At 66.9% G+C, this 19,590-nt stretch carries 18 protein-coding genes; 7 read left to right on the top strand and 11 right to left on the bottom strand.

The features are described from left to right. Nucleotides 1-76: 76 nt before the first annotated feature. Entirely contained in the window at nt 77-1,609 is a 1,533-nt protein-coding gene (locus N4S67_RS07520; RefSeq protein ID WP_260992334.1) for a PE-PPE domain-containing protein, read from the top strand. Here N4S67_RS07520 and N4S67_RS07515 read toward each other — a convergent pair. The 7 genes from N4S67_RS07515 to N4S67_RS07485 form a co-directional block, all read right to left on the bottom strand. Then, nucleotides 1,606-2,499 (bottom strand): cyclopropane mycolic acid synthase family methyltransferase, encoded by an 894-nt coding sequence (locus N4S67_RS07515; protein WP_260992333.1) that lies wholly within the window; start codon nt 2,497-2,499, stop codon nt 1,606-1,608. The two genes, N4S67_RS07520 and N4S67_RS07515, sit on opposite strands and share 4 nt — an antisense overlap. A 32-nt stretch (nt 2,500-2,531) precedes the next feature. Continuing rightward, nucleotides 2,532-3,428 (bottom strand): cyclopropane mycolic acid synthase family methyltransferase, encoded by an 897-nt coding sequence (locus tag N4S67_RS07510; RefSeq protein WP_260992332.1) that lies wholly within the window; start codon nt 3,426-3,428, stop codon nt 2,532-2,534. A 113-nt stretch (nt 3,429-3,541) separates the two neighbouring features. Next, complete coding sequence (locus tag N4S67_RS07505; RefSeq protein ID WP_260992331.1) at nt 3,542-4,402, bottom strand: cyclopropane mycolic acid synthase family methyltransferase; 861 nt, start codon at nt 4,400-4,402, stop codon at nt 3,542-3,544. Beyond that, nucleotides 4,399-5,268, bottom strand: a complete 870-nt coding sequence (locus N4S67_RS07500; protein ID WP_260992330.1) for a cyclopropane mycolic acid synthase family methyltransferase — start codon at nt 5,266-5,268, stop codon at nt 4,399-4,401. Before N4S67_RS07500 ends, N4S67_RS07505 begins: the two co-directional genes overlap by 4 nt. A gap of 80 nt (nt 5,269-5,348) precedes the next feature. Next, entirely contained in the window at nt 5,349-6,251 is a 903-nt protein-coding gene (locus N4S67_RS07495) for an alpha/beta fold hydrolase (protein WP_260992329.1), read from the bottom strand. Next, a complete protein-coding gene (locus N4S67_RS07490) occupies nt 6,252-7,619 on the bottom strand; it encodes an ABC1 kinase family protein (protein WP_260992328.1) in 1,368 nt (455 codons plus the stop codon). Between the two features lie 52 nt (nt 7,620-7,671). After that, nucleotides 7,672-8,667 (bottom strand): oxygenase MpaB family protein, encoded by a 996-nt coding sequence (locus N4S67_RS07485; RefSeq protein WP_260992327.1) that lies wholly within the window; start codon nt 8,665-8,667, stop codon nt 7,672-7,674. Between the two features lie 94 nt (nt 8,668-8,761). Between N4S67_RS07485 and N4S67_RS07480 the strand changes: the two genes are divergently transcribed. Further along, a complete protein-coding gene (locus tag N4S67_RS07480) occupies nt 8,762-9,358 on the top strand; it encodes a TetR/AcrR family transcriptional regulator (protein WP_260992326.1) in 597 nt (198 codons plus the stop codon). Here the strand turns inward: N4S67_RS07480 and N4S67_RS07475 are convergent. From N4S67_RS07475 to N4S67_RS07465, 3 genes are read right to left on the bottom strand one after another with little or no spacing between them, the layout of a single operon-like run. Beyond that, a complete protein-coding gene (locus N4S67_RS07475) occupies nt 9,331-10,266 on the bottom strand; it encodes an alpha/beta fold hydrolase (RefSeq protein WP_260992325.1) in 936 nt (311 codons plus the stop codon). The genes N4S67_RS07480 and N4S67_RS07475 overlap by 28 nt on opposite strands. A gap of 16 nt (nt 10,267-10,282) precedes the next feature. Next, nucleotides 10,283-10,888 (bottom strand): DinB family protein, encoded by a 606-nt coding sequence (locus tag N4S67_RS07470; protein ID WP_260992324.1) that lies wholly within the window; start codon nt 10,886-10,888, stop codon nt 10,283-10,285. A gap of 2 nt (nt 10,889-10,890) precedes the next feature. Beyond that, the gene (locus N4S67_RS07465) at nt 10,891-11,424 is read right to left on the bottom strand and encodes a DinB family protein (RefSeq protein ID WP_260992323.1); all 534 of its coding nucleotides are present in this window, start codon (nt 11,422-11,424) and stop codon (nt 10,891-10,893) included. A 61-nt stretch (nt 11,425-11,485) separates the two neighbouring features. On the opposite strand from N4S67_RS07465, the gene N4S67_RS07460 reads away from it, so the two are divergent. Continuing rightward, on the top strand, nt 11,486-12,445 hold the full coding sequence (locus N4S67_RS07460; RefSeq protein ID WP_260992322.1) for a helix-turn-helix transcriptional regulator: 960 nt from the start codon (nt 11,486-11,488) through the stop codon (nt 12,443-12,445). On the opposite strand, the gene N4S67_RS07455 is transcribed toward N4S67_RS07460, so the two are convergent. Next, complete coding sequence (locus N4S67_RS07455) at nt 12,435-12,986, bottom strand: nucleotidyltransferase family protein (protein ID WP_260992321.1); 552 nt, start codon at nt 12,984-12,986, stop codon at nt 12,435-12,437. The genes N4S67_RS07460 and N4S67_RS07455 overlap by 11 nt on opposite strands. A gap of 55 nt (nt 12,987-13,041) precedes the next feature. Between N4S67_RS07455 and N4S67_RS07450 the strand changes: the two genes are divergently transcribed. From N4S67_RS07450 to N4S67_RS07435, 4 genes are read left to right on the top strand one after another with little or no spacing between them, the layout of a single operon-like run. Next, a complete protein-coding gene (locus tag N4S67_RS07450; protein WP_260993041.1) occupies nt 13,042-13,809 on the top strand; it encodes an endonuclease/exonuclease/phosphatase family protein in 768 nt (255 codons plus the stop codon). Nucleotides 13,810-13,827: 18 nt separating this feature from the next. Next, nucleotides 13,828-18,036: a glycoside hydrolase family 38 N-terminal domain-containing protein gene (locus N4S67_RS07445; protein WP_260992320.1), complete on the top strand. Its 4,209-nt coding sequence runs from the start codon at nt 13,828-13,830 to the stop codon at nt 18,034-18,036. Next, entirely contained in the window at nt 18,033-18,581 is a 549-nt protein-coding gene (locus N4S67_RS07440; protein ID WP_260992319.1) for a DUF7158 domain-containing protein, read from the top strand. Before N4S67_RS07445 ends, N4S67_RS07440 begins: the two co-directional genes overlap by 4 nt. Continuing rightward, entirely contained in the window at nt 18,581-19,489 is a 909-nt protein-coding gene (locus tag N4S67_RS07435) for an ROK family protein (protein WP_260992318.1), read from the top strand. Before N4S67_RS07440 ends, N4S67_RS07435 begins: the two co-directional genes overlap by 1 nt. Nucleotides 19,490-19,590 lie beyond the last annotated feature (101 nt).

Raw genomic sequence — 19,590 nt, 5'->3', positions numbered from 1 at the left:
TCCATCCGACGAACGAGGTCGCCGAAATCCGACAGATTCGGCGTCCAAAGTTGGTGCGATATGTGATCGTTGACACATGCGTAAGTGGGCCCGGGCTGCCGTTCTTGTCGTCCTTGGAGTGCTGAGCACCGCCGCCTTGGGCGTGCTGACCGCGATTATGGCGGCGGTCAGTCTGGCCGCGACGGCGTTGATCGTTCCGGGCACCGGGACCCCGGATGCGCAGGACAAGCCGCTGTACATGGGCCACGCCGTCGAGCGCTACGTCACTCCCTTCGAGCCCGACTGCACCGTCGCCAACTGCAATCCCACCAGCGCCGAGTACCCGGCCTCGTTCTTCCCGCTTGTCATCTTCCCGGGGTGGTGCGACCCAGGACGGTGCGAAACGTGGAACACCTCGGTGGAGCAGGGTGTGGCGAGCCTGGACGGGTTGATCACGAGCACCGACGGGCCACTCGTCGTCTTCGGGTACTCGCAGGGCGGCGCCGTCGTCTCCGACGAGTTACGGGCCATTGCCGGCAACCAAACCCTTCTCGATCAGATCGAGAAGGTGGTGCTGATCGGCAACATCTACAACCCGGACGGTGGGTTGTTCACCCGGCTCGGCTTCCTGCCGACAATCCCGTTCCTGGACATCACCTTCGGTCCGAAGACTCCCGTCGACGTGTTCGGAGACGACGGCAAGATCACCAGCATCGGGTTCGAGTACGACCCGGTCATGTACGCGCCGCTGTACTGGGGCAACCCGCTGGCGATGTTGAACGCCATCGCTGCGTTCGAAACGGTGCACGGCTACTACCTCACTCCGAACGAGAACGGTCCCACCGACCCGATCGCGTACGGATATACGAAGGACGAGATCGACGCGATCTACGCGACCGGGTGCCCCGGGCCGCACTGCCGCATGGATCAGTACAACAACGAGTACTGGATGATTCCGGCCAAGAGCCTGCCGATCTTCGACTTGCTGATGTCGGTGGTGCCGGCTCCGCTGAAGCCGTTGGTGCAGCCCCTCGTCAACCTCCTCACGCCGGTGACGAAGGTGCTCGTTGACCTGGGTTACGACTGGAGCGGTAATCCCGCCGAGCAGCGGTACCTGTCGATCCTGCCGTTCAACCCGTTCACCAACTGGGTGCAGGTCGGGTTCGACCTCGTTGCGGCGGTCCAGGAGGGCATCGAGGACACCTTCGGCGGCGGTGCCACGATGATCGCTCCCGCGAATGCGCCTGAGGTGTCGGCACTCTCGGCGCGCATGGAGGATGCCTCGCAGCAGGGGCAAGAGCAGCAGGGCCAACTACCCGAAGGGCAGCAGGACGAGAACGCGGGCCGAGACGTCGCGGAAGAAGTCGTCGTCGACGAGGATGCCAAAGAAGAGGATGCCAAAGAAGAGGACCTCAAGGACGAGGACCTCAAGGACGAGGACGCCGAGGAAGACGAAACCACCCGGCCTGGCAGCGATCCCGTCACGACGCCGAAGGACGACACAACCGAGGACGACAACAAGGTCACGCCGGGCACGCAGGAATCCGACACCGAGAACAACGACAACGACGACGCCGACGACGGCCAGGACGCCCGGGCGGCCGATACCGACGCCCGGGCCGCGGCCTAACCCGTCGGCTTCGCGTAGGTGACCAGACGGACGTCGATGTACTCGTCGGCGAACTTCTCCTGGCAGCCACGCAGATACTTCATGTAGCGGTCGTAGACCTCCTCGGACTGCACCTCAAGAGCCGCCGCTCGATTGGCCTCCAGCGCGTCGGCCCACATGCCCAGTGTCTTCACGTAGTGGGTGCGCAACGACGTCGCGTCATCGACGGTGAACCCGGCCGCTTCGCCGTGCTTACGCATCATCTGCGACGAGGGTAGGCGCGCGCCGGGGAAGATCTCGGTGACCATGAACTTGATGAACTTGAGCACGTCGATCGACAGGGGTATCCCGCGCGCCCGGAACTCGTCCGGGTGATAACTGATGCTGCTCTGGATCGTCATCCGGCCGTCGTCGGGCAGTATCGCGAAGCACTTCTCGAAGAACTCGTCATAGCGTTCGAACCCGAAATGCTCGAACGCCTCGATCGAGAGAATCCGGTCGACGGGTTCGTTGAACTCCTCCCAGCCGCGCAGGAGAACACGCCGGCTGCGGTGGGTGTCGAGCTGATCGAGCAGCTGTGTGGTCGCCGCATGCTGGTTGTGGCTCAGCGTCAAGCCGACTACGTTCACGTCGTAGCACTCGACGGCCCGCTTCAACGTGGCGCCCCAGCCGCAGCCGATGTCCAACACCGTCATTCCCGGCTCCAACCCGAGCCGGTCCAGATGCAGGTCGACCTTGGCGTATTGCGCTACTTCCAGTGTCGCGTCATCGGACTCGAAGTAGGCGCAGCTGTAGATGCGGCTGGGATCGAGGAACAAGCCGAAGAACTCATCGGAGAGGTCGTAGTGCGCGCCGACGTTGTCGAAGTTCTTGCGCATTCTCTGTGAGACGGCCCCGGTGTCGGACCCCATCGACGAACCCCCCGAATTGCCGTCGGCCGAAATCAGGCGGCAGCGTCCTGCTTCAGGTAGGTCACCAGGCTGACGTCAATGGCTTCGTCGACGAAGTAGTGCTGGGCGCCGGTCAGGTACCGCATGTAGCGGTCGTAGTTCTCGACGCCCGCCGCGGCGATCGCCTCGTCCTTGTGGTTCTCCAACCGGCTGGCCCAGATACCGAGCGTCTTGATGTAGTGGTTGCGCAGCGACTGCGCCTCGGGCACCACGAAACCGGCCTTCTCACCGTGCTCGATCATCATCTGGGTGGTCGGGAGCCGGCCACCGGGAAAGATCTCGGTGATCATGAACTTGATGAAGCGGGCCAGCTCGAACGTGAGCTTCTTGCCGCGCTCGGCCAGGTCGTACGGGTGGTATCCGACGCTGCTCTGGATGGTCATTCGGCCGTCGCTGGGCAGGATGTCGAAACAGGTCTTGAAGAAGTCGTCGTAGCGCTCGAAGCCGAAGTGCTCGAAGGCCTCGATGGAGACGATGCGATCGACGGGAGAGTGGAACTGCTCCCAGCCCTCCAGTCGGACGTCGAAGGTGCGCTGGCTATCGAGCTTGCCCAGAAGTTGATCGCAGTAGGCCTTCTGGTTCTTCGACAGAGTCAGTCCGATGACGTTGACGTCGTACTTCTCCATCGCGCGCTGCAGCGTCAGACCCCAACCGCAGCCGACCTCCAGCAGCGTCATTCCGGGCTTGAGGTCCAGTTTGTCCAGGTGCTGGTCGACGTTGGCGATCTGCGCCTCAGACAGGGTCGCGTCCGGACGAGTGAAGAACGCGCAGCTGTATTTGCGGGTCGGATCCTGGAACACGCCGAAGAAGTCGTCCGACAGGTCGTAATGGGCCTGGATGTCTTCGAAATGCGGCCGCATGTCCTTCGTGCCGGTTGAGTTGTCAGCCATGTTTCCCCTGCTCAGCATCTAGTACGCACTACACGCGTCTTCATCACGTGTTGATCTGGTCGTCACCCTAGCGTTTCGCGGGCGCTCCGCTCCAATTCGGCTCGGCGGGGCGCTTACTTGGCCAAAGTGAACTGGTTGACGTCGATGTAGCCCCTGCGGAACATGTCGGCGCACCCTGTCAGGTACTTCATGTACCGCTCGTAGACCTCTTCGGACTGGATGGCCACCGCCTCGGCCCTGCGCGCTTCAAGAGTGTGGGCCCACGTGTCCAGTGTGCGTGCGTAGTGGAGTTGCAGCGACTGGGTTCTCGTCACCGTGAAACCGCCCTTGACGGCATGCTCGTGGACCGCTTCGATCGCCGGTAGCTGACCGCCGGGGAAGATCTCGTTCGCGATGAATCGCGCGAACCGCGCCGCGGCCATCGTCAGTGGTATGTCGCGCTGTTTGAGCTCGTCCAGCGTCAGCCGGGTGATGGTGTGCAGAAGCATCACACCGTCGGAGGGCAACACCGCGTCCGCCATCTTGAAGAAGTCTTCGTAACGGTCGTGGCCGAAGTGCTCGAAGGCCCCGATCGAGACGATGCGGTCGACGGGTTCGTCGAACTGCTCCCAGCCCATCAGCAGCACCCGCCGCGACCGCGGGCTCTCCTGCTCGGCGAAGGATTTCTGCACATACGCGCATTGGTTGGCCGACAGCGTCAGCCCGATCACGTTGACGTCGTAACGTTCGGCCGCCCGCTTCATCGTCGCGCCCCAGCCGCACCCGACGTCGAGCAGCGTCATGCCCGGTTCGAGGTTCAACTTGCCCAGCGACAGGTCGATCTTGGCGATTTGCGCCTCTTCGAGCGTCATGTCGTCGCGCTCGAAATAAGCACAGCTATAGGTCTGGGTCGGATCCAGAAACAGCCGGTAGAAGTCGTCGGAGAGGTCGTAGTGCGACTGCACGTCCTCGAAGTGAGGAGTGAGGTCGGTCATTTGACCAACGTGAACTGATTGACGTCGATGTAGCCGACGCGGAAGCCCTGCGCGCAGCCGGTCAAATAGTGCATGTACCGGTCGTAGACCTCTTGCGACTGGACGGCGATGGCCTCGTCGCGGTGCGCCTCGAGCGCCTCGGCCCAGCAGTCCAGCGTGCGCGCGTAGTGCGGCTGCAGCGACTGCGTCCGCGTCAGGTCGAAGCCCGCCTTGCCCGCGTGCTCACCGACCAACTCGATCGTCGGCAGATAGCCGCCGGGGAAGATCTCGGTGAGGATGAACTTGACGAACCGCGCCACCGAAAACGTCAGCGGCATACCGCGTTCGGTCATCTGCGGCAGGGTCAGCGCCGTGATGGTGTGCAGCAGCATCACACCGTCGTCGGGCAGCGCCCGGTAGGCCATGGTGAATAAGTCGTCCCAGCGGTCCTTACCGAAATGCTCGAACGCGCCGATCGACACGATCCGGTCGACGGGCTCGTCGAACTGCTCCCAGCCCTGCAGCAGCACCCGCTTCGAGCGCGGGCTGTCCGACGCGGCGAACGCCTTCTCGACGTGCGCGAGCTGGTTCTTGCTCAGTGTGAGGCCGATGACGTTGACGTCGTACTTCTCGATCGCGCGCAACATGGTCGAGCCCCAGCCGCAGCCGACGTCGAGCAGCGTCATCCCCGGTTCGAGGCCGAGCTTGCCGAGCGCGAGGTCGACCTTGGCGAGCTGGGCTTCCTCGAGCGTCATGTCGTCACGTTCGAAGTAGGCGCAGCTGTAGGTCTGGCTGGGATCCAGGAACAGCCGGAAGAACTCGTCAGACAGGTCGTAGTGCGCCTGAACGTCCTGGAAATGCGGCGTGAGCTTGCTGGTGCGAGCCATCTTTTAGCCCCCCTTCGTGGTGCAGCCCTTATCGGCTGGAATGCTACGCGCCGACGCTGTAGCTAACTAATCGACGATCGCTACGCAGCAGCGGCGAAGTTGTTCTTCAGCTCGCCGACGATGTCGTCCCACAGCGGCTCGGGTAGTTCATGGCCCATGCCGTCGAACAGCACCAAGCGCGCGCCCTTGATCGCCCGTGCGACGGCCCGCCCGCCGAACGGCCGCATCAACTTGTCGGCCTTCCCGTGTATCACCACCGTCGGCGCGGTGATCTGCCGGTCGTAGCGCAGCAGGCTGCCACTACCCAGGATCGCCGCGAAGTGGCGGCCGATGCCCGCGGGGTAGTAGGCGCGGTCGTATCCCTCGATGGCTTCGGCGCGGACACGGTCGTCCGGCGCCGGATAGCCGGGACTGCCGATGATCTTGCTGACCCGGATCGCGTTCTCGATGACCGCCTCGCGGGTCGAGTCCTTCGGCCGCTGCAGGATGGCCAGCAACTGCTTCGGGCCCGGCGGCGGCAGCATGGGCTGGTTATTGCTGGAGAAGATGACGGCCAGCGAACTCGTACGCCGCTTGTGCCTGGCCGCGAACACCTGCGCGATCATGCCGCCCATCGAGCCGCCGACGATGTGAGCCTGATCGATGCCCAGATGGTCCAGTAGGGCGGCGGCGTCGTCGGCCATGTCCTCGAGCGTGTAGGCCGCCGGACTGGGCAGACCCAGGTAAGAACGGGCCATGCGCAGGGGCAGCGGCGCCCCGCTGTGCGCACCGGGCAGCTTGGAGGACAGCCCGACATCGCGGTTGTCGTAGCGGATGACGCGCAGGCCTTGGTCGACGAGCTTTTCGCAGAAACCTTTGCGCCACAACAATAGCTGTGCGCCGAGGCCCATGATGAGTAGGACCGCCGGGTCGTTCGGGTCGCCCATGTCCTCGAAGTGGATCTCAACCTCGCCCGAGGTGGCGGTGCCGGTGCGGACCTCCACTTACGTCTGCACCCCGCTGTCGAGGTCTTCGCTGTGCTCGCGGCTGACCTCCACCATGAAATTGGCGAAGTAGCCCGTGAGCTGCGGGTCGGACATCATCTGCCACTTGGGTGCGAGCAGCTTCATGTAGCGCTCGACGTAGAGGAACTGCTTGCCGATCAGCACCAGCTCGCGCGGCAGCTTGACGTCGTAGGCCTCGGCCAGCGTGGACAACTGCCTGCCGATGTCGGCGTAACTCATGTCGCCCAACGTCGACATGGTCAGCGGGGTGGCGAACTTCTCGAGGTCCTTGGCCGCCTGGGCCTCGGGCTTGGGGGTGCCGACGGCGCCCATCAGGACGACGATCTTGCCCGCCGCGGCGTGGTCCTTCTTCACCAGCAGCGCGTAGACGAGTTCGCGCAGCAGCCAACGAGTTCGGGGATCAATACGGCCCATGATGCCGAAGTCGAAGAACACGATCTTGCCGTCGCCATCGACGTACAGGTTGCCCGCGTGCAGGTCGCCGTGAAACAGGCCGTGCCGCAGCCCGCCCTCGAACAGCGAGAACAGCAGCGCCTTGACCAGTTCCGTGCCGTCGAAGCCGGCCTTGCGGATCGCGGCGGCGTCGTCGATGCGGATGCCCTGCACCCGTTCCATGGTCAGTACCCGCTCGCTGGTCAGGTCCCAGTACACCTGCGGAACCCGGATGTTGCGGCCCAGTGGCGAGGCGTGCATGTGCGACACCCAGGCGTCCATCGACTGCGCCTCGAGGCGGAAGTCGAGTTCCTCGGCGAGGTTGTCGGCGAAGTCGGCGACGACGTCCTGCGCGGACAGCCGCTGGCCCAGCTTCGCGAACTCGACCAGGCGCGCGCCGCGTTTGAGGATCTGCAGGTCGGCGGCCACCCGCCGACGGATGCCGGGTCGCTGGATCTTGACCACGACTTCCTCACCGGTGTGCAGCGTGGCGTAGTGCACCTGGGCGATGGAGGCCGAGGCGAACGGTTTTACGTCGAACGTCTTGAACAGGTTCTCCGGTTCGTCGCCGAGATCCTCGTGGAATAGCTTGCGCACCTGGTCGGGGTCGGCGGGCGGAACACGGTCGAGCAGGCTGCGGAACTCCCGCGACAACTGCTCGCCGAACGCGCCGGGGCTCGACGCGATGATCTGTCCGAATTTGACGTAGGTAGGCCCCAGATCGGCGAACGCCTGGGGGACCTCCTTGAGAATCTTCTGCTGCAGCGAGCCGCGGCCGGTCAGCTTCGTGACGACTCGTGCGCCGGTGCGGGTGATCTGCCATCCCGTCACGCCGACGCGAGCAGCCTCGACGGGCAATGGGACCCGGTCCAGCTTCGCTACCTCGCGGTGCTGTGTCTTTCCCGTGGCATTCATGGGACCCAGTGTCTCAAAAGCCGTGGACGAGGGTAAAAACGTGTGCAACCGGTCACACGGAGCGGAAACTGAGTTCGACCTCGGAACGGCTGCGGACCGGGTCGTCGCCCAACCGATACGTCGGCAGTGTGTGCGAGACGGTGACGCCGGACTTGACCCTGGTTTGGGCCTGCCGGAACTCCGGTGCCGGGCCGGAGGCGGCGTGCAGGCCGTTGATGACGCCCCACACCGCCGCGCGTCTGGCCGTGCGTTCAACGATGTTGGGGTCCCGATGCTGAATCAACTGCTTGCCCCACTTCGGCATGGTGTCGCGCACCGCCCAGTCGACAGCGCTCTGCGGCAGCGGCAGGCGCGGACCGGTCGCCATCGCGGTGCCGTGGGTGACGGCCAGCCTCGGCACATACGACTCGAGGCACGCGAGCGTCTCGGCTTTGGTGGTGGGCAGATCGGTGCCGCCGAGGGCATGACCGACGCGGACAAACTCGCCGTAGTAGCGGTCGATCTTCTTCCCGCGCAGCGGGTTCGGATGGTACAGCTCGTGCGCGGTGGCGATGCCCCACGCGACGGTCGCGTAGTTCCACCGCAACCAGTCCGGGTCGTCGGCGTCATAGGCCACGCCGTCCGGGCGCGTGCCCTTGATGGTGTGATGCATCGCGCGCACGCTCTGGGCCAGTCGCTCGGCGGTCTCGGTCGAGCCATAGGCGGTGCCGATGAAGAACGCGACCGAATGACCGAGTCGCACCAACGCGCCCTTCGGATCGATCACGGGAATGGCCGTGCCGTTCTCGTCGCGCTTGACCAGGCGCGAGTGGTGCATGCCCATCCAGTAGATCGACGGGTCGAGTCGCTCCATGTAGGCCGCGCACTGCAGCCCGAAGATCAGCGCGTGCATGTGCGAGTGGACGTGCCAGACCGCGCTGCCCGGGCCGAACCAGCCCGGGTCGCCAACGGGTGCCGCGAACTCCATGCCGCGGAAGAAGTGGCGACGCACATCGCTGTCAAAGCGCTGGTTCACGATTTGCCCGACGATCTGGTGGGGCAGGTACACGTCGACCTCCGAAGATCTGGTTACGGCTGTAGCCAGACTACAGTTTGGCTACGGATGTGACCAGAGTCGGCGCGGTTCGGCTTAGGCTGTGGTGATGTCGAGTCCGACGCGTTGGGCCGGCGTGCCGCTGACGGATCGCCGGGCCGAGCGGCGCGCGCAGCTGATCGAGGCGGCCTTCCGGCTCTTCGGCGACGGCGGCGAGGCGGCTGTGTCGGTGCGGTCGGTATGCCGCGAGTGTGGCTTCAACACCCGCTACTTCTACGAAAGCTTCGGCGACACAGACGATCTCCTCGGGGCCGTCTACGACGAGGTGAGCGGCCAACTCGGCGAGGCCGTCTCGGCGGCGATGGGAAGGGCGGCGGACACGTTGCAGGCCAGGACGCGAGCGGGCATCGCGGCGGTGCTGGGCTTCAGCTCGCAGGACCCGCGGCGCGGTCGCGTGCTGTTCACCGACGCCAGGGCCAACACAGTCCTGACCGCGCGGCGGGCGGCAACGCAGGATCTACTTCGCGAAGGCGTGCTGACCGAAGGGTGGCGGCTGAACCCCGGCTCGGATCCCGTTGCGGCGCAGGTGGGCGCGGCGATGTACACCGGCGCGATGGCCGAACTGGCTCAGGAGTGGCTGGCCGGCCGGTTGGGGACCGATCTCGACGCCGTCGTCGACTACGCGGTGCGAATGGTGCTGCGGTAGCGCGCAGGAGTGGTCGCGAAGTTCTCCGTCAGCGTCTCGACGACCGGCCGCCACACCGGCTCCGGTAGGTCGTGTCCCATGCCGTCGATGACGATGTAGCGCGCATCCGCGATCGCCCGGGCGACGGTGCGCCCGTTACGGGGACGCACCATAGGGTCCTGCGAGCCGTGGATCACGACGGTCGGCGCGGTGATAGCGCGGGTGTAGCGCAGAAGGTTGCCCGTCCCGAGGATGGCATCGAACTGGCGCAGCATTCCTTGCGGATAGTCGCTACGCGTCCGAAGCTCCTGCACCCGCCGGCGCAAATGATCCACCGGCGGAAGAAAATTCGGGCCGTTGATGATCGAAATGTTGCGCACCTCGTGCGCCAGCTTCTCCTCCAACGGCGCATCCCCGGCCGGAGCGCCGAACGCCAGCCTGATCACCCGCAACCGCGGCACCGACGAGAACGGCGTGCCCGCGCTGGTCATCACAAGGCCCAGCGACAGCACCCGCCCGGGATGGCGGCCCGCCAGCACCTGGGCGATCATTCCGCCCATCGACGCGCCGACGACGTGGGCACGGCCGACGTCGAGGTGGTCGAGCAGGCCGCGCACGTCCTCGGCCATGTCGACGAGCGTGTACGGCACCGGACTACCCCGGCCCACCAGATACCGCAGCACCCGCGGATACACCGAGCCCTCGGCCCGCCGGCCGGTGAGCTTGGTCGACAACCCGGTGTCGCGATGGTCGAAGCGGATCACGCGCAAACCCCGCTCGACCAGTCGCGCGCAGAAGCCGTCGGGCCACATCGGCAGCTGCGCGCCAACGCCCATGATGAGCAACACCGCGGGATCTGCAGGGTCGCCGAGGTCCTCATAGAACAGCTCGACCTCCCCGCAGACCGCGGTGCCGCTGCGAACGTCCATACCTAGCTTTTTACACCTAGCCGGCAACCGGCTCCTTGCCCCACGGTGTCAGCCATGGGGTTGGCTCCCAATCCTCGAGTCCGGCAAGCAGCTCGTAAAGGGTTGCGCCATCGATGGTTTCGCGGATGATGTCGGCCTGCCCGGCGTGCCGAGCCAGCTCCTCGATCATGTGGAACAGCACCCACCGCACCGACCATGCCTTGAGGTCCTTGGGAAACCAGGGCACATGCTGGGGGATGGGCACGGCCGCACCGAGGTCGACCGTCTCGATCAGCCGGATGGTCTCGGCGTTCTGTTCGTCGAACTTGGCGAGGATGTCTGCCAGTGTCTCGTCCTCGCGCATGACGAACTCGTCCTGATAGTCGGCCGCCTGGTCCTCCATCGGCCGCTTGTCGCGTTCGGTCATGTCCGGGGCCGCCGCAACGCGCTCCATCCAGCCGCGCTGGCAGTTCGTCACGTGCTTGATCAGCCCGCCGATCGACAGCGCGCTCACCGACGGGGTGGAGCGCGCCTGCTCGTCGGTCAGCCCAAACGCCACCGCGTGGAACGCGTAGTGCTGGGCGGCGACGTATTCGCGCAGACCCTCGCGCTCGTCGGCAATGGGAGGGGGCATAGCGGCCATGCTCAGTTTCCTTTCTGGGTGTGTACGTAAAGATCGCGGATACAAGCAATTTCGGCTCCGTGATGGATGACCTCTCGGTTGATGTGCAGAACCAGCGCGAGGAACGGGTAGTCGGCGTACGGGCCTTCGGCCGGCCCGCACGGACGGTAGAGCTCGTCTTCGGTCAGGCCGCGCACCCCGTCGATCCACTTGCCGTAGGCGTCGTCGAGCTGGCGCAGCGCTGAGTCGGCGTCCGTCGCGTAGCGCCACGACATGTAGTCGGCCTCGGGGCCGTCGAAGTGCGAGTGGTTGCGCACGGCCAGGACACCGACGATGACGTGTGCGAGCCGCCAGGCGATCGTCGTGAACGGCGCGGGCTCCGGCGGCGGGGCGGCGAAGTCGATCGAGCCGTTCCGATGAACGGTCCAGCAGTCCGGCACCGGCTGCCAGAAGTACTCGTCGTCGGTCAGACCATCGAGGCGCGGGCGCAGCGCTTGCGTCCAGTGGAAGTCGAGCTGGTCCGCCAGCTGGGGAATCAAGGTCGTCTCTGTGGGCATGGCACTACCATGACAGGAATATAGGACAGCTTCGGTCCTAAAACGGCGACAGGATCGACCCATGGCGGAAACGACGGGCCGAGTGCTGCAACTACTCGGCCTGATGCAGTCGCGGCGGGTGTGGACCAGCGAGGACCTCGCGGACCGGCTCGGTGTGACGACCCGCAGCGTCCGCCGTGACGTGGAACGGTTGCGCGCCCTCGGCTATCCCGTGCACGCCAGCAGGGGACACGGCGGCGGCTACCAACTCGGCGCCGGCGCCGCGCTGCCGCCCCTGCTGCTCGACCCCGACGAGGCGGTGGCGATGGCCGTCTGCCTGCGACTGGCGGCGGGTGGCAGCGTCGCGGGCGTCGGCGAGTCGGCACTGCGCGCGTTGAGCAAGCTGGACCAGGTGATGCCGTCGCGGCTGCGGTCCCAGGTGTCGGCGGTGCACGACACGACCGTCACGTTGACGTCGCCGTCGACCGACTCACCGGTCGAACCGGATGTGCTGATGACTCTGGCGCGTGCGTGCCGCGACCGTGAGCATGTCAGCGCGCGCTACGTCGACATCCGCGGCAACGAAACGCAGCGCAGACTCGAGCCGTATCAGTTGGTGACCACCGGTCGACGCTGGTATCTGCTGGCATACGACCGCGACAAACAGGACTGGCGCAGCCTGCGTCTGGACCGGATGTCCGACGTGCGCGCGATGGGCAGCACATTCGTGGCCCGCGACGCACCCGACGCGGCCGCCTACGTGCAGATGTCCATCAGCAGCTCGCCGTACCGCTACATCGCACGCGTCCGCTTCCACGCGCCGGAAAGCGTGCTGGCACAACATTTCTCACCGGCATCGGTGACGATCGAAGCGGATGGTCCGCACGCCTGCATTGTCACCGCGGGCGCCGACGACCCGGAACGGATGATCTTCTACTTCGCGACCGTCGGCTGCGACTTCGAAGTGCTCGAGCCGCCCGAGGTCAAAGCTGCGGTCGGCGCCGTCGCCGAGCGGTTGCACCGCGCGGCCGTCACGCGGTGACACCGAGTTCGTCGGCGAGAAACAGAAAGGCCGTAGCGAACGGATTCTCGGCCGTGTCGGCGCGTAGCCGGGGCCAGTCGATCTGTTCGCGCACCGCCCGCACCGACGGCAACAGAGCCGCGAAGTCACAGTTGTGCTCGTTGAGCGAGGTCAGCTTCTCGGTCATCACGTACGTCGCCGGCAACACCCGCATCCGGATGGCGAGTACATCCAGTTCAGGGGCGTTGGCGATGGCCTGCGCATCGATCGGCTTGCCGTTGAGCTGGTGCAGCACGTCGATGACGAAGTCATCGCCCACGCACGCTTTGAACAGCCAGTCCTCCGGAGTGCGCTCGATGCGGAACCCCGCCTTCTCCAAGGTCAGGGCGGCCGCCTCGGCGTCCGGTTCGGCGACGACGAAATCCACGTCGTGCACGGGCTCGGGGCCGCCCCACGCCCACAGCGCGTAGCTGCCGCCGAGCGCGAACTCCGGTCCGTGCGCCTTGAAGGCCGAGGCGGCGCGCTTGAGCGCCTCGCGCAGGTCGTCGTTACGGGCGGGCATCTCGGGCCCGCATGGGTCGAATAGTCGTCATCGTGGGTACCTAGTACCCATGCAGATGCGGATGGCCACCTTCAACATCCTGCACGGTCGCAGCGTTCACGACGGGAACGTTCAATTGGACCGGCTCGTCGACGCCGTCAAGGAATTGGACGCCGACATCCTGGCGCTGCAGGAAGTCGACCTCGACCAGCCCCGGTCGGGCAATACGGATCTGACCGCGGTGGCGGCCGAGGCGATGGGTGCGGTGAGTCACCGCTTCGTCGCCGCGATCTCCGGCACGCCGGGCGCGACGTGGATGGCCGCGACCGGCCGCGAGCAACCGGGCACCGCGGCCTACGGTATCGCGCTGCTGTCGCGGTACCCCGCAGAGTCGTTCCAGATGGTGCGGCTGCCGCGGATCCCGATCAAGTTCCCGATGTACCTGCGCGGTCCTGGCCGCGTGCAGGTCGTCCACGAGGAGCCCCGTACGGCGCTGCTCGCACGGCTGGACACGCCACTGGGTCCGCTGACCGTTGCCAACACGCATCTGTCGTTCGTGCCGCGCTGGAACCGCGTGCAGCTGCGTCGGCTGATCCGCGACATTCGGGGGTTCCCCGGCCCGCGGGTGCTGATGGGCGACCTCAACATGACGCCACCAAAGCCCGGTCGCTGGACCGGCATGCGGCCGTTGGGTGAAGCAGCGACCTTTCCGGCCGACGAACCGGACTCGCAGCTGGATCACGTGCTCACCGACGACGACTCGCTGATCGTCGAGCGATGCGTCGCGCCGCGACTTCCGATCTCGGATCACCGGGCGCTCGTCGTCGACATTTCGCGACGGTGACGCCGTAGGGTCATCGGCGTGCACGTCATGTCGGCGGAGCCGACGGAGCTATTCACCGGTCCGACGGATGCGCCGCTGCAAATGGTGCGTGTCGCCTACCGCGATGTCGTGGAGCCGACCGATATTCGCGTCGAGGGCGACGGTTTAACGGGACAGGTCCGAGTCGAGCCGGGCGCCGGCGACGTCGAGGTGCCCGTGGCTGTCGAACGCCCGTCGGTCGGCGAACAGCGAACCGCGCGGGTGGTCGTCGCAGGCGAGGTGTCGCCGTTCGTGTTCACCGTCGCCGAACCCGGCTGGACGATGTACATGATCAGCCACTTCCACTACGACCCGGTCTGGTGGAACACGCAGGCGGCCTACACCAGCGTGTGGTCTGAGGACCCGCCGGGGCGCTGCAGGCAGACCCACGGTTTCGACCTCGTGCGCGCACACCTGGACATGGCGCGCCGCGATCCGCTGTACAAGTTCGTGCTGGCCGAAGTGGACTACTTGAAGCCGTTCTGGGACACCCACCCCGAGGATCGGGCGGACCTGCGCAGGCTCATCGCCGAGGGCCGGGTCGAGATCATGGGCGGCACGTACAACGAACCGAACACCAACCTCACCAGCCCCGAGACAACCATCCGGAACTTCGTGCACGGTATCGGATTTCAGCGTGACGTCCTCGGCGCCCAACCTGCCACGGCGTGGCAGCTCGACGCGTTCGGTCATGACCCGCAGTTCCCTGGCATGGCCGCCGATGCCGGCTTGACGTCGAGCTCCTGGGCGCGCGGTCCCCACCACCAGTGGGGTCCGATGGCCGGCGGCGGCGACCCCCAACGCATGCAGTTCAGCAGTGAGTTCGAGTGGATCGCGCCGTCGGGTCGGGGGCTTCTGACGCACTACATGCCCGCCCACTATTCGGCGGGCTGGTGGATGGACTCCTCGCCGACCCTGGCCGAGGCGCAGGCCGCGACGTACGAGTTGTTCAAATCGCTGAAGAAGGTGGCGTTGACGCGCAACGTACTGCTGCCCGTCGGCACCGACTACACCCCACCGAACAAGTGGGTCACCGACATTCACCGCGACTGGAACGCGCGCTATACGTGGCCGAAGTTCTTGTGCGCCCTGCCGGGCGAGTACTTCGCCGCGGTGCGCTCGGAGTTGACGGCACGAGGCGTGGAACCGTCGCCGCAGACGCGGGACATGAACCCGATCTACACCGGCAAGGACGTCTCCTATATCGACACCAAGCAGGCCAACCGGGCGGCCGAGGACGCGGTACTCGACGCGGAGAAGTTCGCGGTCTTCGCGGCGCTGCTCGGCGGCGCGGACTATCCCCAGGCCGCCTTGGCGAAAGCCTGGGTACAGCTCGTCTACGGCGCCCACCACGACGCGATCACCGGTTCGGAGTCCGACCAGGTCTACCTCGATCTGCTGACCGGGTGCCGGGACGCGTGGGAGCTGGGTACAGCGGCCCGCGACAACGCCCTGCGGCTGCTCTCGCGTGCGGTCGATGGGTCAGCCGTGGTGTGGAATCCGCTGGCGCACAACCGCACCGATGTGGTGACGGCCAGGTTCTCCGACCCGGTCGGCGCCGGGGTGGAGGTCGTCGACTGCGACGGTGTCCAGGTGCCCGCGCAGATCGCGCACGACGGCCGGTCGGTCAGCTGGCTCGCGCGTGACGTGCCGTCGCTGGGTTGGCGCTCCTACGAGCTGACGCCGACATCGTCGACCGCCGAGTGGGAAGCGGTGCCCGACAGCGCGCAGATCGGTAACGAGTTCTACCGGCTACGTGCCGACCCGGCACGCGGCGGCGGCGTGAGCTCGCTGGTCGAGACCGCCACGGGTCGCGAGCTGATCGCCCACGGCAGGATCGGCAACGAGCTGGCCGTCTACGACGAATACGCCGCACACCCCGAGGCGGGGGAGGGGCCGTGGCATCTGTTGCCGAAGGGACCGGTCGTCAGTTCCACGGCCGACGCGGCACAGGTGCAGGCCTACCGCGGGCCGCTCGGCGAGCGGATCGTCGTTCGCGGCCGCATCGGAGAGGTGTTGCGCTACAAGCAGGTTCTGACGCTGTGGCGTGGAGTGGCGCGCGTGGACTGCCGCACCACCATCGACGAGTTCACCGGTGCCGATCACCTGTTGCGCCTGCGCTGGCCGTGCCCGGTGCCGGGCGCATTGCCGGTGAGCGAGGTCGGTGACGCGGTGATCGGCCGCGGGTTCGGTCTGCTGCACTCGCCCGGCGCTGCAGAGGCGGTGGATGCGGCGGAGCAGCCGTGGACGCTGGACAACCCGGCGTACGGCTGGTTCGGTTTGTCCTCGGCGGTGCGGGTGCGCGTCGGCTCCGCGGATGCGAGGAGCACCAATGACTACGGTGCACGCGCGGTGTCCGTGGCCGAGGTCGTGTCGCCTGCCGAATCGGTGTCGTCCGAGGCGCGAGCGTTGATGGTCGCGCTTGTCCGGGCAGGTGTGACCGCGACATGCAGCAGCGCAGACAGTCCCCGCTACGGCGATCTGGCGGTCGATTCCAATCTCCCGGACGCGCGGATCGCGCTCGGCGGGCCCGAGCAAAACGGCTTCACCGCAGAGGTTTTGGCCGACGCTGACCCGGTGTACACCGACGAGTTGAAGCGACAGCTCGACACTGCGGGACAGGCGAGGGTGTGGGTGCCGGCCGCCGAGTCGCTCGCCGAAAGCTGGGTACCGGGTGCCGACCTGCGGTCGGTGCGCGCGCTGCCGGTGCTGATCGTCGCGGGCCCGGCACTTCACGAGGCGGTGGCCGCCGTCGTCGGGGACCTCGCCGACTTCGAGGTCGTCGTCGAACAGGAGGCGCCCTCGGAGTTGGAACCGTTCGAGTCGCACACCGTCGCCGTGCTCAACCGCGGATTGCCCGGCTTCGCGGTCGATTCCGACGGAACACTGCACACGTCGCTGATGCGGTCGTGCACCGGCTGGCCGTCCGGGACGTGGATCGACCCCCCGCGGCGCACGGCGCCGGACGGCTCGAACTTCCAACTGCAACACTGGACGCACACCTTTGATTACGCACTGGTGTCCGGCGCCGGTGACTGGCGTCAGGCGAGGATCCCTGCGCGTAGCGCGGAGTTCTCGCACAATCTGCTTACCGTCACCGAAAAAACCCACGCCGCAGGGGGACTGCCGCCGTGGGGGTCGTTACTGGAAATCGAGCCAGCAGGCCGCGTACAACTAGGCGCCCTCAAGGCCGCGGGCAACCCGCTGGCCCGTGGCAGCGTCGAACCGTCGCACCCTTCAGGCGGTGTAGCGATTCGGCTGGTCGAGACCTGCGGCCAGACAACAGATGTGGTCGTCCGGTCGGGATTGCGCAACGTGTCGGCCGCCGCACGCGTCGATCTTCTCGAGCAACCGCGCCTCCAGCCGTCCGCCCCGGACGCACTCACGGTGCACGGCTACGAGGTCGCGACGGTGCTGACGCGGCTCAACCTGCCGCGGGTGCTGGAGGCCGACCACACCGAACTCGCGCCCGACCAAGAAGCCGCGCAGCCGTTGTACGCACGGTACTGGCTGCACAACCGCGGGCCCGCCCCGCTCGGCGGCCTACCCGCGGTGGCTCACCTGAGCCCGCAGCACGTCGACACTGAACCGAATGTCCCGGTGACACTGCGGCTCACGGCTGCCAGCGACTGCAGCGACGCTTTGCTGCACGGCAAGGTGCGGCTGGTGTGCCCGCCAGGATGGAGCGCAGACCCCGACGAACTGTCCTTCGTCCTCCCGCCGGGCGATTTCCTGGAGACCGATGTCACGCTCTCGCCGCCGGCGGTCGTATCTGCAGGTCTGTACCCGGTGCGGGCCGAACTCGCGTTGACGGGCAGTCACCTGCCACCGGCGTGGCGCCAGATGGTCGAGGACGTCTGCGTCGTCGGCGTCGGTGCGACGGACGCGGACAGCATGCTGCGACTCGTGAGCGGGCCGGAGCCCGTGCACGTGAAGGCCGGTGAGACGGCGCGGCTCGCCGTGACCGTCGGCACCGACGCGTACGCCGACATCGCCGTCGAGGCGCACCTGATCAGCCCGTGGGGGACGTGGGAATGGACAGGTCCGGCGGCCGCCGGCGCCGAACTGCGCTCCCGTAGCTCGGTGGAGATCGTGTTCGACGTGGCGCCGCCGCCCTGGGTGGAGCCCGGCGACTGGTGGGCACTGGTACGGGTGGCCGGTGCAGGGCAACTGCTGTACTCGCCTGCGGTGAAAGTGACTGTGCGATGACCATCGCGGCGATGGTCGACGGTGCGCCGGTCTCGGTCGCCGAGGTGGACGCGCGGGAGGCTCGGCTGCGAGCCTCGCGGGCCTCACCGTCGCTGCCCCGCCCCGGGACGAGTGAAGGCCGTCAACTGCGTCGCTGGCTGACCCAGTTGCTGGTGACCGAACGGGTGGTGGCGGCAGAGGCGGCGGCGCGCAAACTTCGCCCCGACGCGGCGCCCAGCGAGGAAGAGTTGTTGCCGGACATGGCGGTTCGCCTGGAGATCGGCAGCGTGGCCGCGTCGGTCCTGGCCGACCCGCTTGCGCGGGCGCTGTTCGACAGCGTGACCGCCGATGTCGACGTGTCCGACGACGACGTCGCGTCCTACCGCACCCGCAACCCTGGCCGGTTCTCCGGTGACACGGACATCGCCGTGCACCTTCGCGGCGCGGCACGGCGCCGGGCGTTCCGGCTGTGGCTGGACGCGCGCTGCGCGGCGGTGGTTCGGCTCGCACCGGGCTACGAACACCCCGGTGACCCGCGTCAGCCCGACAACACGCACCGGCACTGATGAGCGCCGTCACGCTCGCACTCGATATCGGCGGCACGAAGATCGCCGCCGGCCTCGTCGACGACGACGGCACGCTGGTGCATCAGGCCACACTGCCGACACCCGACGGTGATGCCGAGGCGCTGTGGACCGTGGTCGACACGCTGCTCACCGAGGCGCTCGCGGCAGCAGGCGGACGGGTCCGCGGTGTCGGCGTCGCGTCGGCAGGACCGATCGATGTGCCGGGCGGAACCGTGAGCCCCATCAACATCAGCCAGTGGCAGCGGTTTCCGATTGTGTCGCGCGTAACGGAACTCGTCGGCGCGCCGGTTCGGCTGGCCGGCGACGGGTTGTGCATGGCGATGGGCGAGCGATGGCGCGGTGCGGGCCGCGGCGCTCGATTCCTGTTGGGGATGGTGGTGTCCACCGGAGTCGGTGGTGGGCTGGTGCTCGACGGCTCGCCGTATGACGGCCGCACTGGCAACGCCGGCCACGTCGGCCATGTCGTGGTCGACCCCGACGGCGCAGTGTGCTCGTGCGGGGGCCACGGGTGCGTCGAAACCGTGGCGGGAGGCCCGCGGATGGCGCAATGGGCGCGCGAGCAGGGCTGGGATGCTCCGCCGGAGGCCGATGCCAAAGAGCTGGCCGCCGCAGCTCTCGCGGGAGATGGCGTCGCGCTGAGGGCTTTTCGGCGAGGCGCGACAGCGGTTGCGGCGATGGTCGCATCGGTTGGCGCTGTCTGCGACCTGGACCTCGTCGTGATCGGCGGCGGCGTGGCCAAGTCGGGTGCGCTGCTGTTCGACCCGATGCGTGAGGCGCTGGCGTCCTACGCCGGCCTCGACTTCCTCCATGACCTGTCGGTCGTTCCCGCCGAACTGGGCGGGGACGCGGGGCTCATCGGCGCCGCCGCGCTGGTGCAACCGGGGTGACGTCCGGTGTCACAGGAGCCGTTCGTGATGTTCGGCTGTCTCGCCGCGGCGGCTGTCGCAGCCCAAATCGCAGCCTGGGCCGATGCCGGTGCCAGCCATCT

The sequence above is a fragment of the Mycobacterium deserti genome, assembly GCF_025345615.1.
In the GTDB taxonomy this organism is placed as follows: Bacteria; Actinomycetota; Actinomycetes; order Mycobacteriales; family Mycobacteriaceae; genus Mycobacterium; species Mycobacterium deserti.
Note: the sequence above shows the minus strand (reverse complement) of the source record. Positions and strands in the feature narration are given on the sequence as shown.